Origin of the sequence: Amycolatopsis sp. cmx-11-32 (genome assembly GCF_047608695.1) — a bacterium.
GTDB lineage: Bacteria > Actinomycetota > Actinomycetes > Mycobacteriales > Pseudonocardiaceae > Amycolatopsis.
In genome coordinates, this window is the sequence record NZ_JADNQN010000004.1 from 162531 (window position 1) to 177151 (window position 14621).

General features: G+C 66.2%; 13 protein-coding genes and 1 riboswitch. Of the genes, 8 read left to right on the plus strand and 5 right to left on the minus strand.

Annotated features, from left to right (window positions below; translation table 11 throughout):
* Positions 1-4: 4 nt before the first annotated feature.
* Complete coding sequence (locus ACM6LR_RS13225; RefSeq protein ID WP_414943880.1) at positions 5-841, plus strand: TatD family hydrolase; 837 nt, start codon at positions 5-7, stop codon at positions 839-841.
* A gap of 413 nt (positions 842-1254) precedes the next feature.
* A complete protein-coding gene (locus ACM6LR_RS13230) occupies positions 1255-2631 on the plus strand; it encodes a transglycosylase family protein (protein WP_414944028.1) in 1377 nt (458 codons plus the stop codon).
* 69 nt (positions 2632-2700) lie between these two features.
* Here the strand turns inward: ACM6LR_RS13230 and ACM6LR_RS13235 are convergent, their stop codons facing one another.
* Positions 2701-3714 carry a DUF222 domain-containing protein gene (locus ACM6LR_RS13235; RefSeq protein WP_414939793.1) on the minus strand — a complete coding sequence of 338 codons (1014 nt, stop codon included), beginning with the start codon at positions 3712-3714 and terminating at the stop codon, positions 2701-2703.
* Between the two features lie 248 nt (positions 3715-3962).
* Between ACM6LR_RS13235 and rsmA the strand changes: the two genes are divergently transcribed.
* From rsmA to ACM6LR_RS13260, 5 genes are all read left to right on the plus strand, one after another.
* Positions 3963-4799, plus strand: coding sequence for a 16S rRNA (adenine(1518)-N(6)/adenine(1519)-N(6))-dimethyltransferase RsmA (rsmA, locus tag ACM6LR_RS13240; protein ID WP_414939794.1), 837 nt, complete (start codon positions 3963-3965; stop codon positions 4797-4799).
* A gap of 244 nt (positions 4800-5043) precedes the next feature.
* A riboswitch (SAM riboswitch) is annotated at positions 5044-5134 on the plus strand.
* 210 nt (positions 5135-5344) lie between these two features.
* A complete protein-coding gene (locus tag ACM6LR_RS13245) occupies positions 5345-6355 on the plus strand; it encodes a methionine ABC transporter ATP-binding protein (RefSeq protein WP_414939795.1) in 1011 nt (336 codons plus the stop codon).
* Between the two features lie 121 nt (positions 6356-6476).
* Positions 6477-7442, plus strand: a complete 966-nt coding sequence (locus ACM6LR_RS13250) for a 4-(cytidine 5'-diphospho)-2-C-methyl-D-erythritol kinase (RefSeq protein ID WP_414939796.1) — start codon at positions 6477-6479, stop codon at positions 7440-7442.
* 67 nt (positions 7443-7509) lie between these two features.
* The gene (locus ACM6LR_RS13255; protein WP_414943881.1) at positions 7510-9282 is read left to right on the plus strand and encodes an ATP-binding cassette domain-containing protein; all 1773 of its coding nucleotides are present in this window, start codon (positions 7510-7512) and stop codon (positions 9280-9282) included.
* A 52-nt stretch (positions 9283-9334) separates the two neighbouring features.
* The gene (locus ACM6LR_RS13260) at positions 9335-11026 is read left to right on the plus strand and encodes a fatty acyl-AMP ligase (RefSeq protein ID WP_414939798.1); all 1692 of its coding nucleotides are present in this window, start codon (positions 9335-9337) and stop codon (positions 11024-11026) included.
* A 59-nt stretch (positions 11027-11085) separates the two neighbouring features.
* On the opposite strand, the gene ACM6LR_RS13265 is transcribed toward ACM6LR_RS13260, so the two are convergent.
* The 4 genes from ACM6LR_RS13265 to ACM6LR_RS13280 form a co-directional block, all read right to left on the minus strand.
* A complete protein-coding gene (locus ACM6LR_RS13265; protein WP_414939799.1) occupies positions 11086-11415 on the minus strand; it encodes a DivIVA domain-containing protein in 330 nt (109 codons plus the stop codon).
* The gene (locus tag ACM6LR_RS13270; RefSeq protein ID WP_414943882.1) at positions 11415-11774 is read right to left on the minus strand and encodes a DivIVA domain-containing protein; all 360 of its coding nucleotides are present in this window, start codon (positions 11772-11774) and stop codon (positions 11415-11417) included. Before ACM6LR_RS13270 ends, ACM6LR_RS13265 begins: the two co-directional genes overlap by 1 nt.
* 157 nt (positions 11775-11931) lie before the next feature.
* Positions 11932-12528 (minus strand): aminoacyl-tRNA hydrolase, encoded by a 597-nt coding sequence (gene pth, locus ACM6LR_RS13275; RefSeq protein WP_414943883.1) that lies wholly within the window; start codon positions 12526-12528, stop codon positions 11932-11934.
* 10 nt (positions 12529-12538) lie between these two features.
* Positions 12539-13150: a 50S ribosomal protein L25/general stress protein Ctc gene (locus ACM6LR_RS13280; protein ID WP_414939802.1), complete on the minus strand. Its 612-nt coding sequence runs from the start codon at positions 13148-13150 to the stop codon at positions 12539-12541.
* Positions 13151-13490: 340 nt separating this feature from the next.
* On the opposite strand from ACM6LR_RS13280, the gene ACM6LR_RS13285 reads away from it, so the two are divergent.
* Positions 13491-14612: a hypothetical protein gene (locus ACM6LR_RS13285; RefSeq protein WP_414943884.1), complete on the plus strand. Its 1122-nt coding sequence runs from the start codon at positions 13491-13493 to the stop codon at positions 14610-14612.
* Positions 14613-14621 lie beyond the last annotated feature (9 nt).

The window sequence follows — 14621 nt, forward strand, 5'->3', positions numbered from 1 at the left end:
GCTGATGGCTGCGGAGAAGAAGGAGCTACCACCGATCCCGGACAGGTTGCCGGTTTCGGTGGTGGACGCGCATACCCACCTCGACGCGTGCGGCGCGGTCACCGCGGCTGATGTGACAGCCATGGTCGATCGCGCCGAACGCGCCGGTGTTTCGCGGGTGATCACCGTCGCGGACGATCTCGCGGCCGCCCGCTGGGCCGCGCAAGCGTCCACTTGGGACCCTCGCGTTTGGGCCGCCGTCGCGATCCATCCCACGCGTACCAAGGATTTCGGCGAGGCCGAGAAATCCGAAGTGGAGAGTCTCGCGAGAGAGTCCAGAGTGGTCGCGGTCGGTGAGACCGGCCTCGACTACTACTGGGATTACTCGCCCCATGACGCTCAGCAGGACGCCTTTCGGTGGCACATCGATCTCGCCAAGCGGATCGGCAAGCCGCTGATGATCCATGATCGAGAGGCTCACGACGACGTCCTTCGGATCCTTGAGGAAGAGGGGGCGCCCGAGCAAGTCGTCTTCCACTGTTTCTCGGGGGATGAAAAGGTCGCTCGCCGCTGCATCGATGCCGGATACGTGCTTTCGTTCGCCGGCACGGTCAGTTTTCGCAACGCCCGAGGCCTCCATGAGGCGGCACGGATCGTTCCGGCGGACCAGTACCTCGTCGAAACGGACGCGCCGTTTCTGACCCCCCATCCGTTCCGTGGACGACCGAACGAGCCCTACTGCGCCGCCTACACCGTTCGTCACCTGGCCTCGTTCAGGGGCGAGGCGGTGCATGAGGTGGCCGAATCGGTACGAGTGACCGCTGAGCGGGTCTTCCGTTTGCCGACAGTCACCCCCAGTTGAACGGATTGCAACATTAGTGATCAGCAATGGGCCACTCTGATGAGTGACCAACGTCACGACACTCCGAGGGGTGTTTGCGCAACCCGGCAAGGTTCGTTACTGTCCCGTGATCGTGCCGGTCGGTATCCGCTCATGCGGTTTCCGGCTGTTACGCCCACAGTCACGTCAGTGCACGTCGGGGAAGCGGAACCAGGAGCGGTACAGCCTGGAACTGTGACGATGGCGCTGGCTGCGGGTGTCGGACTTCTAGAGGTGTGCCGAAGTGCGCATCGAGACGAAGGACGTTGTGGAGCGGTAGTCGAGCTCCTTGACGTCTTGGGAAAGGGAACGACCCAGTGACTGGTAGCAGTAGGCAGGATGCCTCGCGCCTCGGCGCGGAGACGAACACCTTCGCTTCCGCCGGTTCGGTTGCCGTGCTCGACCGCGACACTCACTACGGCGAGCTGGACTACTCTGATGACCCGCGCATCACGCACCAGGACATCCTGGCCGCGCTCGGTCCCGACGCCGACACCTTGATGGCCGAGATCGACGTCGACGTCGACGAGCTGATCCGCCTCATCAGCGCCGAGACCACCATGCTGCCGCCGATCGTCATTCCGGACGAAGTGGCCGAGGACCGCACCGCGGGCGCGCCGATGAAGGCCGCGACCAAGGACGAGGTCATCTCGAGCGCGACCCGCGTCTGGAAGAAGCGGTTCCTCAAGGGAACCGTCATGGCGGTACTGCTCACCCTCGGCGGTGGCGGCGCGGCCGCGATCGCGATGAACAAGAGCGTCACGCTCGACATCGATGGTCAGCAGCAGACCGTTCACAGTTTCGGCGACACGGTCGGCGAAGTCCTTGAAGACGCCGGTCTTTCGGTCGGCGCGCACGACTCTCTCTCGCCCTCGCCTCAGGCCGCGGTGGGCGACGGCGGCGTCATCAAGCTGGAGCGTGGCCGCAAGCTCAATCTGGTCGTCGATGGCGTATCGCAGGAATCCTGGGTTCGCGCGACCAACCTCAGCGAAGCCCTGAACCAGCTCGGCCGTTCCGATCTCGCGAAGTCCGGTACCTGGACTTCGATGCCGCAGAACGGTGAACTTCCGCTCGAGGGCGCCACCGTCGAGGTCAAGACCCTCAAGAACGTCACCGTCTATGACGGCGCGAACGAACCGCGCAAGGTTCAAACCAACTCGGTCACCACCAAGGAATTCCTCGGTGAGCTGCGGATGACCCTCGGCCCGGACGATGAGGCCATCGGTGGTCTCGACGTCAAGCTGGTCGACGGTGCCGAGGTCCACGTCAGCCGGACCGGCGTCACCATGATCAAACAGAACGAGGAAATCGCACCGCCCGAACAGAAGGTCGACGACCCGGAGCTCGAAAAGGGCAAGACCAAGGTCGAAGACCCGGGTACCCCGGGCCAGAAGACCGTGACCTACAAGGTCACCAAGCGCAATGGCAAAGAGGTCGGCCGCGAGAAGGTCTCGGAAGAGGTCATCACCGAGGCCAAGCCTAAGATCGTCAAGGTCGGTACGAAGAAGCCCGCCGATCCGGTCATCGGTGACGCCGGCGCCTGGGACCGCATCGCGCAGTGCGAGTCGACCGGTAACTGGGCCGCCAACACCGGCAACGGCTACTACGGTGGCCTGCAGTTCAACAAGAGCACCTGGGATGCCTACGGTGGCTCGCAGTACGCCGCTTACCCGCACCAGGCCAGCAAGGCCCAGCAGATCGCTGTCGCTGAGAAGCTCCGCGACAGCCGCGGTGGCTACGGCGCCTGGCCGCACTGTGGCAAGAAGGCCTGACCGCCAGATCGTTCTCCCTCCCCCCTGAAGGTCATCGTGTGGGTTTTCTAACTGCCCACAAGGTGGCCTTCAGGCCGTCTTGGGCAGCTGAGGCTGTGTAGCGCCGAATCTCGGCCGCCGTGACCACCAGCGCGGAGACCTTAGGTGGGTCGCGGCCCTAGATCGTTCAGCGGCGGTCTCTGCTCGCACGCTGCTGTCGTCGCGGTGCTGGCTTTGCTGGCTCTCATTCCGTGTTTGGCCGGTCGTGGGTTGGTCCGTCGGCTTCTCGGTGGGCTTCGCGGGCTGCGGCCGCTCAGCGACCGGCTCCTGCCTCTGCCGAGGCAAAGGGATATCCGGGCCGGCTTCCGCAACGCCGACGATTTCTGTGAAAGCGTCGCCGCGTCTCTCCGCCGGAGTGCGGGTGTCGGCTTCTCCGTTCGGGACCGGATGCGCGAGTGGGACTAGAAGCGCGTTCAGGCGGGCGCCTGTCTCGGGATCGAGGTCGCCGCGCATGTCCCAACGGCCAGTGCGTTTCTGACGCAACCAGAACTCGCTTCGCCGGGTCTTCGGGTTGGGGTCCTCGGTGTCGTTCCCATCTGGGTTGAGACGTGCGAGCACGTCGGTTCCAGCCATCGTCACGTCGCGCGGTCTCGCGACGCTGGCGAGATCGACCAGGTCCCTCTCGGCGTCGAGTCGGACGTTCGCGGCGATGTGCTCTGGGAGTCTCCGCAGAACCGTGACGATTCGGTCGATGCTGCCCTCGGCCAATGCGCCTGTGACGGCCGCGGCTCCGGTCAAAGGCGCGACGGGTGGAGTCGAGGTCCCGTCGCGCGCGCGTCTCGAGTTGAGTGCGAGTGCTCGAGCCGTCACCTTCTTCGCTTCGGCTCGGGGAACCCGGGCCACGTGCTCGTAGAAGACGGCGATCGAGTTGTATCCGAAGAGGTCTCGGACACCGCGTGACTCGATCTCGGCCAGGATCTGGCCGACTTCGGCGACCAGGCGTCGCCCTTCGCGTAGCCGTGTCTGCAACTCGTCGAGAAGCAGATCGGCGTCACCTTCCGGCAGATTCAGCGGGAAGGCCTTGGGAATGTTTGTGCTGGTCATCCCTCGATTGTCGAGGTTGAGTCGAACGAATGCACGGTATCGATCGGGTGCACGTTGATCACGCTCCGGCGATGTGAACCTGCACCGATCACCCTGGCGTATGACACGGGTCAGCTGGGAGAATCCGTGAGGATGGCGCGAGCGAGTTGCGGCCAAGCGGAGGCTGGCGCTGTCCTCGGGGCCGACTGGGGCTGGGGTGGTCGTCCACCGGCCAATCGCGGCTTACGAAGGCTGGCTACGATCGTCGAGTGACTGAATTGCTCGGGCCTGCGGAGATCAGGGCGCTGGCGGCCGAGCTGGACGTACGGCCGACCAAGAAGCTCGGCCAGAATTTCGTGCACGATCCCAACACGGTGCGCCGGATCGTCGACATTTCGGCAGTCGGCGAAGGTGACGTCGTGCTGGAAGTCGGGCCGGGGCTTGGCTCGCTGACACTCGGGCTGCTCGCGACCGGTGCCGAGGTCGTCGCGGTCGAAATAGACCCCGTACTGGCCGGGCGGCTCCCGAACACCGTGGCCGAACGCGGTGGGGCCGAAAGGCTGACGGTTGTCGGAGCGGACGCTCTACGGATCACGGTGGACGACCTGCCTCAACGGCCGACGGCGCTCGTCGCGAATCTGCCGTACAACGTCGCCGTTCCTGTTGTGCTGCATCTGCTCGCCGAGCTGCCCTCGTTGACCAGTGGTCTCGTAATGGTCCAGACCGAAGTCGCCGACCGGATGGCGGCCGGCCCTGGCAGTCGGACTTACGGAGTGCCCAGCGTCAAGCTCGCGTGGTACGGGAAGACACGTAAGGTCGCCGCGGTACCTCGCTCGGTGTTCTGGCCTGTTCCGAACGTGGATTCAGCCCTCGTCGCTTTCGAGCGAGGCGAAGTGGTGTCGTCCGTGGAGAGGAAGCGGCTGTTCGCCGTGGTCGATGCCGCTTTCTCGCAGCGGCGAAAAACGCTGCGGGCGGCTTTGGCGTCATGGGCCGGTTCCGCCGAACGTGCGGGGGAGTTGCTCGAAAAGGCGGGTATCGACCCCAAGACCCGCGGTGAACAGTTGGATGTTCACCAGTTCGCCCGTATCGCGGCAGCGACTGACTGATCGCCGTCGCAGGTGTGACCGGCGCCGCGCGGGCGAGTCTCGGCTGAGGTCAGCACGACAGCGTAAATCCTCTTCTCGATCCGTCTGGTCCAACCTGTCTTAGCAGGCAGCGGCCTGACGCGATCCTGAGACCTCAGCCGTGGTCTCAGGATGCGGACAGCAAATCCTGTATTATGGACACGACCAGACGTGTGATCTGCGCCTACGCGCTTGCTTTCATCTAGTGGGATCGGTTTTACTCAGTGAGCCATCCCGAGCGACTGAGAGACCTGGCTCGCCGAAGTCGCAGCAACCACCCTCAACAGGGCAGGTGCTACCGCCAGGACCGATGGAGGCTGTGCCTAATGAACAGGGTCACCCACCCGCTCCTGCTGACCAGGCGACGCGTCGTCGATGAAGGTCGCCGCACGGTAAGTGCGTGTCGACGCTCCACCGTTACTGCCTGAGTCTTTCCCTTACCTCTGAAGCCCGTCCGTTCTGGACGGTCACTCGGTGACGGTTGGCGCGCTCGAAAGAAGCAGCGCCCCCTTTGCATGGAGCCCTTCGTGATCACTGTCGAAAACCTGTCCAAGTCCTTTCCCCTCAACGGAAATCCCGTCGTCGCCCTGCGCGATGTCAGCGTGGACATCCAAGCAGGCTCGTTGTTCGGAGTCGTCGGTCCGGCCGGCTCCGGCAAGTCGACCCTCGCTCGTTGCATCGGACTTCAGGAGCGCCCGGACCGGGGCGTGGTCCGCCTCGACGGCCTGAACACCGGGACCCTTGACGGCCGCCGCCTGCGGGAGATCCGTCGGCAGGTCGGTGTCGTGAGCACCAAGCCGGAGTTGCTCGCCGAGCGCACCATCGCCGGCAACATCGCGTCGCCGCTCGAACAGCTCGGCCTCGACGGGCCGCAGCGCCGTAACCGGGTCGGCAACCTGCTCGATCTGGTCGGACTCACCCCGCGAGCGGGGCAGCGGCCGGGTGATCTGACCGAGGGGCAGCTGCGCCGAGTGGCCATCGCCAAGGCTCTGGCAGCCGGGCCGTCCGTGCTCTTGGCTGACGACCCGACCGCCGGTGTGCAGCCCGAAGAGTCCGGCGCGGTCCTGACCGTGCTCGACCGCGCGCGCGCCGAGCTCGGAGTCACCGTGCTGCTCACCACTCCTGATGCCGGTGTGGTCCGCCGTGTCTGCGACGACGTCGCGGTTCTTGAGGCTGGGGCGATCATCGAACGTGGAACCGTGCTCGACCTGGTCTCCGACCCGACCAGCCGGACCGCGCAGGCGCTGCTGCCCTCGATCGAGACCGGACGGGCGCAGACGTCGAAGTACGACCGCGCGGTGGACGTCGTGCTTGTCGGTTTCGCATCGGTCGGTGCGCTGCTGCCTGAGGCCGCCGGTCGCTTCGACGTCGAACTCGCCACCATCGGGGGCGGCCTGACCCGGATCGGCGACACGCCGGTCGGCAGGTTCCGTCTCGGTGTGCGCGGTGAGCGCGCGGATGCCGCGCTCGCCTGGATCGCCGAACGCGGTGGCCACGTGACCCACCCGGTCCGCGGGCCGCAGGGCGTCGCTGCCTGACTCCTCCACGACCGGGCCGCTCAGGACGAAATCCGTCCAGGGCGGCCCTTTCGTGTCTGACTCGTCCTGTTCTCTTTCTCCTGGTGGCAGCACAAGTGGAGCGGCCACGTAGGCTTGACTCGTGCTCGCCGTCGTACCGCCCCCAGTAACCGTCAGGGTTCCCGCCAAGGTCAACCTGCACTTGTCGGTCGGTGACGTACGCCCGGACGGCTACCACGAGCTGGTGACCGTGTTCCAGGCGCTTTCGCTCACTGACGAGGTGACCGTGGCGGTCACCGAGGACCCGGGCGTCGAGGTCTATGGCGAAGGAGAAGGTTCCGTACCGACCGGGGCCAACAACCTCGCGTGGAAGGCGGCGCAGGCGCTGGCGGCCCACGTCGGCAAGGCCGACGGCGAGTCCAAGGTCCGAGTGGTGCTTCGCAAAGGCATCCCCGTAGCCGGCGGGATGGCCGGGGGCAGCGCTGACGCGGCCGCGACCCTGGTGGGGCTCGCGTCACTTTGGAAGCTCGACATCTCCCGAGACGAACTGGCGGGTATCGCCGCCAAGCTCGGGAGCGATGTTCCTTTCGCCCTTTACGGTGGGACAGCGTTGGGTACCGGCCGAGGCGAGCAACTTGTGCCGGTGTTGTCGAGGCACACGTTCCATTGGGTTCTGGCGTTCGATCAGCGTGGTCTTTCGACCCCTCGGGTGTTCGGAGAACTGGACAGGTTGCGTGAAGAGGGCAGTCCGCCTCGGATCGGTTCGCATACTCCGGTGGTCGAGGCGCTGGCGTCCGGTGACCCGCGGCAGCTGGCACTGCTTCTCGGCAATGACCTGCAGGCGGCCGCCGTCTCGTTGCGTCCCGGGCTGCGTCGCACGTTGCGGGCGGGAGTCAACGCGGGTGCGCTCGCCGGCACCGTGTCCGGGTCTGGGCCGACCTGCGCTTTTCTGTGCGCGGATGCCCAGTCTGCAGTCGAGGTCGCCGCGGAGCTGTCCGGTGCGGGGGTCTGTCGCACGGTGCGTGTCGCACACGGGCCGGTTCCCGGCGCCAAGCTGGTAGGCGGAGACGATGCGCCGCGGCCGGCTCCGCCTCGAGTACACGCGTGAGGATGTCCGAAATGGACGTCGACTAATTCGTTGTGGTGCAAGCTTTTTGGAAAGGATCGGCTGAGGCATGGCCAACTTGGTCAACCTGGAGTCGGTGAGCAAGTCCTTCGGGGTGCGCCCGCTGCTCGACGGTGTTTCGCTCGGCGTTGCGGAGGGGCAGCGCATTGGCGTCGTCGGTCTCAACGGGGGCGGGAAGACGACGCTGCTGGAGGTCCTCGCGGGGATCAGCGAGCCGGATACGGGACGGGTGAGTCAAGTCCGTGGCTTGCGGATGGCCGTGGTCACCCAGCGAACCGAACTCCCGGTCGGCAGCACAGTCGGAGACGTCGTGCTGGAGCGCTACGGCGCCGAACATGAGTGGGCCGCTGACGCGCGGGTCAGGTCCATTATGGATGGTCTGGGGATCACTGCTCTCGGTGTCGAAACGTCGACGGCGAACCTGTCCGGTGGCGAACGCCGCCGTGTCGCATTGGCGGCGGCTCTCACCGGTGAACTCGACCTCGTGGTCCTCGACGAGCCTACCAACCATCTCGACGTCGAAGGTGTGCGCTGGCTCGCGGATCACCTGCTCAACCGCAGGATCGCGGTCGTGGTCGTCACCCACGACCGGTGGTTCCTCGACACGGTCGCGAGCGTGACCTGGGAGGTCTCCAACGGTCGCGTCGAGCAGTACGAAGGTGGGTACGCGGACTGGATCTTCGCCCGGGCCGAGCGGGCGAGGCTCGCGGCGACGGCCGAGGAGAAGCGGCAGAACCTGGCCCGCAAGGAGCTCGCGTGGCTGCGTCGCGGTCCGCAGGCCAGGACTTCGAAGCCGCGCTACCGCGTCGAGGCGGCGGAGGCACTGATCTCCGACGTGCCGGAGCCACGTGATTCAGTCGAGCTGCAGGCGTTCGCCCGCCGACGGCTGGGGAAAACCGTGCTGGAGGTCGAGGACGCAACTTTGACCGTCGGTGACCGCACTCTGCTCGATCACGTCACCTGGCGGATCGGGCCAGGCGATCGGATCGGCCTGGTCGGCGTCAACGGATCCGGCAAGACGACGCTGCTGAAGCTGCTCGGCGGGGACAAAGAGCCCGAGACGGGGCGCCGTATCCAGGGGAAGACGGTCAGCCTCGCGCACCTACGGCAGGAGCTCGACGATCTGCCGGGTGATCTGCGCGTCCTGCAGGCGATCGAAGAGGTCTCCGGAAGGGTCGTATTCGGCAAACAGGAGCTCTCCGCGTCGCAGCTGGCCGAAAAGCTGGGGTTCCCCGCGTCCAGGCAGTGGACTCCGGTCGAAGACCTTTCCGGTGGTGAGCGGCGCCGCCTGCAGCTGTGCCGGCTTCTGATGGCCGAGCCCAACGTGCTGCTGCTCGACGAACCGACGAACGATCTCGATATCGACACTTTGCAGCAGCTGGAAGACCTGCTCGATTCGTGGCCGGGCAGCCTCGTCGTCGTTTCGCACGACCGGTACCTGGTGGAACGCGTTTGCGACACGATCGTCGCCTTGTTCGGGGACGGACACGTGACCCACCTCCCGGGCGGCATCGAGGAGTACCTCGACCGGCGGGTCAAGAGCCTGGAGCAGGCCGGTGCCGACCGGAAGTCGGGCAGCGGGCAGTCCTCCGAGCTCAAGAAGAGTGCCGCGGAGCAGCGGGCGGCACAGAAGGAACTGTCCCGCCTCGAGCGCAAGCTCGACCAGTTGCACGCCAAGGAAAAGAAGCTGCACGCGGCGCTGCTCGTGGCGGCGACCGACCCGACGAAGCTCATCGAGTTGAACACTGAACTGAAAGCCGTTGAAACGGAGAAGGAGGAGGTCGAGGCCCAGTGGCTCGAGACCTCCGAAGCGATCGAGTGAGTTCACTCGACGGCGAGCGGGTGTTCCAAGGGCGGACAGTACTGTGACGCGCATGAGTCGGTTCGTGGACACGCTCGTCGCCACCGCGGCGGGGCGAGGTCAGCAGCGAGGAATGGTCACGGGGGAGCCCAAGGAGCCGGTTCGGCGGACCTGGGCTGAGATTCACGAGCAGGCGAAGCGGGTCGCCGGGGGCCTGGTGCTCGCCGGGCTCGAGTCCGGCAAGGCGGTGGCGGTCCTGGCGGCGGCGCCGTCGCTGATCGCGCCGACGGTGCAGGCGGTGTGGCTCGCCGGTGGCAGCGTGACGATGCTGCACCAGCCCACCCAGCGCACCGACCTCGCCGAGTGGGCCGAGGACACCGTTCGCGTGCTGCGGATGATCGGGTCCGATCTGGTCCTGCTCGGTGAGCCGTTCGACCAGCTGGCGCCGGTGCTCACCGAGCACGGCATCGCCTTCCAGGTGATCACTGAGTTGCTCGAGGCCGAACCGCTGGCGGAGCCAGTTCCGACGGGCGAATCCGACACGGCGCTCCTACAGCTGACCAGTGGGTCGACGGCCGATCCGAAGGCCGTTCAGATCACCTACGGAAACCTGTATTCGAACGTCAAGGCGATGGTCGATCGCGCCGAGTTCGACTTTGACGTCGATGTGATGGTTTCGTGGTTGCCCACCTTCCACGACATGGGGATGGTCGGTTTCCTGACGGTCCCGATGACGTTCGGTGTCGAACTCGTCAAGATCACGCCGCTCGAGTTTTTGTCGGGCCCGTTGATCTGGCCGCAGCTGATCAGCAAGTACAACGGCACGACCACGGCCGCGCCGAACTTCGCCTACGCGATCGTGGGCAGGCGGATGGCTCGGGAAGAGGACGACAACACTTACGACCTCTCGAAGCTTCGGATCGCGCTGAACGGCGCCGAGCCGATCGATGAAACAGCGGTGCAGACCTTCGTCGAGGCGGGAGCGCGGTTCAAGATGCCTGCCGAATGCGTCTTTCCGGCGTATGGCATGGCGGAGGCGACTCTTGCGGTTTCGTTTGCTCCGCTGTTCACCGGACTGACGCTGGACGTCGTCGAAGCCGAGGCGCTAGAGGCGGACAACCGTGCGGTGCCGGTGCCCGAGGATGACCCGAGGCGCGGCACCGACGACGTCCGTTCCTTCGCGGTGCTCGGGCCGCCCCTCGACGGGCTCGAGGCCGAGATCGTCGATGACAAGGGCACTGTGCTCGGCGAGCGCCAGGTCGGAGAAATCCGTCTGCGCGGCGAGGCCGTGACGCCGGGGTACCTGACCATGGAGGGTCCGGTCGCGACACAGGACGAGAGCGGCTGGCTGCTCACCGGTGACCTCGGCTACCTGATCGACGGCATGATCGTGATCTGCGGTCGTCGTAAGGACGTCATCATCATGGGTGGCCGGAACCTGTACCCGACCGATATCGAACGGGCGGCGATGTCGGTCGAGGGGGTTCGAGCTGGGAACGCCGTGGCCGTGCGGATCGACGCGGGTAGCCGCCGGGAGCGGTTCGCCGTCGTCGTCGAATCGAAACTCGCCGGGGATCCGGACACCGAGAAGGCGTTGGCGAAGGAAGTCGCGGCCAAGGTGCGCGACGCGGTCGACATGCGGCCCTTCGCGGTTGTGGTGCTTCCGGCGGGAAGTCTGCCCAAGACACCGTCGGGCAAGGTGAAGCGGGCCGCGACCGCCACCCAGTTCGCGAACAAGATCGCCAAGAACGCGGCGACCACCTGACACGGGAGCGTCGGACTCGCGAGGATCGCGGGCCGGCCCTCTCGCCGTGTTTCCGTGGGTCAGCGGCGTCGCCAGAGCGGCCTGCGGGTGTGAGTGTGTTCCAAAGCCGGCGCAATGTAGTAGCCGGCGGACTGGGAACGCCCGGCCAGTGTGCCTTCGACGTCACGGAGGAACGCGTCGACGGCTGCTGGGTCGTAGCCTCGTTTCGAGAGCGGTGCTTTGGCGAACGCCACGTTGTGGACGTCCGAAACCGACAGGTCGTCGTCGCCGTCGAGCGTGGCGGCGACCCGTTCGAGGAAGGCATCGACCGCGGGTTCGTGATAGCCCCGGGCGCCGATCGGCGCCCGGTCGAACTGCCGGGTTCTCGCCTCGAACGAGGTGACGGGCACTAGCGTTCCCGCAGGAAATCGACGAGGCCGCGGTCCGGAACGGCGCGTTCGGCGGTCGCCTGGTTCTCCTCACGCACGCCGGGCACACCGAGTACCTGCTGGCCGGTCCGCTGGGCGAGTTGCCCCTCGATCTTGTCGAGGAAATCGTCGACTTCGCGTTCGTCGTAGCCGCGCTTCCCGATCAGCGGACGCGAGAACATGACGTGGTGGACCTCGGCCGCCGTCAGGTCGTCCCGGTCCGAGATCGTGTTTGCGATCCGCTCCAGGAACTTGTCGACCTCGTGTTTGGCGTATCCGCGCCGCCCGATCGGGGCGTTCGGAAAAGTGGCGCCGGTGATGTCTTTGGCCGTAAACGACATGAAACTCTCTCCGGTTTCGGTGGGAATGTGATCTCCGCATTCCGTCCTAACGGGTTTGAGAGTTCCCCGGAAGAGCTCGCGCTATTTCACGACTCGATCAGGGGCGTGGTGAACGCCTTCGAGTGACGAGTTGTAACACACCGCCATGTGATCGGGTTCACCCAGCGTGGAAGGTGTTCTGGGCTGCGACGAGACCGGTGCTGATCAGCGCTTCAACGGCGTCGGCGCAGCGATCGACCTCGAAAGCGAGTTCTTTGCGTTCGACCGTCGAGAAGTCCTTCAGCACGAAATCCGCCGGATCCTGCCGTCCTGGAGGGCGGCCGACGCCGAAACGGACGCGGTAGTAGTCCTTCGTGCTCAGGGATTTGGTGATCGAGCGGAGGCCGTTGTGGCCGTTGTCACCGCCACCCAGCTTCATCTTGAGCGCGCCGAAGTCGACGTCCAGCTCGTCGTGGACGACCACGACACCGGCCGGGGGGATCTTGTAGAACCGGGCCACGCCGACGACAGGGCCGCCCGAAAGGTTCATGTACGAGCGCGGCTTCGCCAGGACCACCCGCTGCCCGGCGAGCCTGCCTTCGAGGACCTCGGCGCCGCTTTTGTGGGCTTTGAACCTGCCGCCGACACGGCCGGCGAGTTCGTCGAGCACCATGAAGCCGACGTTGTGCCTGTTGCCAGCGTATTGAGGGCCGGGATTGCCGAGGCCGGCGAGCAGGATCTGCTCGCCGGCCCCGGGAAGTACTGCTTCGGTCACGCGAGTGACTTTATTCGGCGTCCTCGGCGGGGGTGGTCTCCGCCTCGGCGTCGGCGTCTTCGCCCTCGAGCGCGGATTCGGACGGCGACTCGTTCACGGCGACGACCAGGGCATCAGGGTCGGTGACCAGGGAGGCGCCCTTCGGCAGGATGACGTCCGAAGCGTTGATCTGGGTGCCGGCGACGACGCCCTCGACCGAGACCTCGACCTGCTCGGGGATGTGCAGTGCCTCGACCTCGATCTGGATGGCGTCGAGGTCGGTGGTGACCAGGGTGCCCGGGCCGGGGGTGCCGGTGACGACGACGGGGATGTCGACGGTGACCTTCTCGCCGCGAATGACGACCAGCAGGTCGACGTGCTCGATGTAGTTCTTCAGCGGGTGGACGACGATGGTCTTCGTCAGCGCCAGCTCACTCTTGCCCTCGAGCTCGAGGGTGATGACGGCGTTGCCGCCGTTCTCACGCACGACGCGGGCGAACTCGAGGGCGGGCAGGGCGTAGTGGCGCGGGTCCGAGCCGTGCCCGTACAGCACCGCGGGGATCTTGCCGGCGCGACGCGTGCGGCGCGCGGCACCCTTGCCGAATTCGGTGCGGGGCTCAACGGATAGGCGTACCTCGGACACGGTGTAGCACTCCTTCAATTCACCAACATGTTCAGCGAAATCATGCTGAGGTGGGGATGGTTCGGGTCGGTTCTGGTGTTCGGCGGCGAGTTCCACGGGCGTGCTCGATCGCGTGTGGCCACTCAAGCCGCCGCGTCGATCACGTCGGGCACCAGGTGCTCACGGAACCCGCCTCGCCGAGACCGGGAAAGTGTAGACCAACCTGTCGTGCCGGGGTCCCGCCGGGTGGCTCGTTCAGGTGACAAGTCGGTGACAGCTGCTTTGGGAACCCGCGGATGCGGTGGTGCGTGACCCCTTTCCTAAGGTGTGATCTCTTCGCACGCGAGACACAGGGGGCGGAATGCCGGCACGACGGTTGAGGATCGGCGCGGTCGCCGTCTTGTGCTGCTTCGTGGCCGGTTGTGACGTCGCGATCGACGGGGCCGCGGGGATCTCGCCCGCCGAGCAGCAGCGGGTCGACCGGCGCGCCGAGCAGCGTGGCGCTGTGGAGAGCGCGTTGAAGGCGCTGGAGCAGGCACCCGCGGTTGTCTATAAGTCGACAATCAAGGATGCTTCGGGTAAACCCGCCGAATTGCTGTTTCGCATCACCCGCAACGGCAGCGCACACGGCGCGCTGCCGGTCGACGGCCAGACCGTCCAGGTCGTCTCGGCCGACAAGCAGTTGTACCTCGCGGCGACGCCGGAGTACTGGAAGGCGCACGGGCTCGGCAACAGTGACCAGTACGGCACCAACTGGGTCCGGACCGACAGCACGGACCTGCCGGTGAACGCCGTCGAGGTGCTCAACCCGCGCAAGGCGGCGTCGACACTCCGGACCGCGGTGTCCGCGATGAAACCGCTGACCGATCCGGTTCGGTCGAAGTTGCCCGACGGAACCGAGGTCTATGACATCCGGAGTGGGCCTGGGGCGCTCCAGGTGACCACCGCGCCGCCGCATCGCGTGGTCAGTTTCGCGCCTTCCCTCGTCGACGCCGCCGGCGGCAAGACGCTCGGTGCCGAGATGCGGGTCGAGCCGCTCGCCGGGGACGCGCTCAAAAAGCTCCAGACCGATCTGGACGGCGCGATCGGCGGGGTCGGGCAACCGTTCGACGCGCTCACCCAGGTCAGCGTCAGCGTGGTCAGCGACAAACTGGACTGTACGGACTTCGTCGGAAGCTGCCGGGCGACCATCGACGTCGCCAACACCGTCATCGGCGGCGTGAGCGGGACACCCGTGCGCCTGACACTGACCGTCGAGTTCACCGCCCAGTCCCTCGGGGGGCAGACCTGCACGGCGGACGCCAACGCGGCACCGGACACCACGACGAGCATGACCTGTGAGGTCAAGTTCAGACTGCCGAATCGGAACGCCAGCTACCAGGTCCAGGCGAAACCGTCGGCCCGCGGTGAGGTCCGGGCTCCCGTCGACGTCAACGGTGCCCGTGAAAAGCTCAAGTCCGAGTTCGCCACGCTGGGCGGCTGACCTGCACGC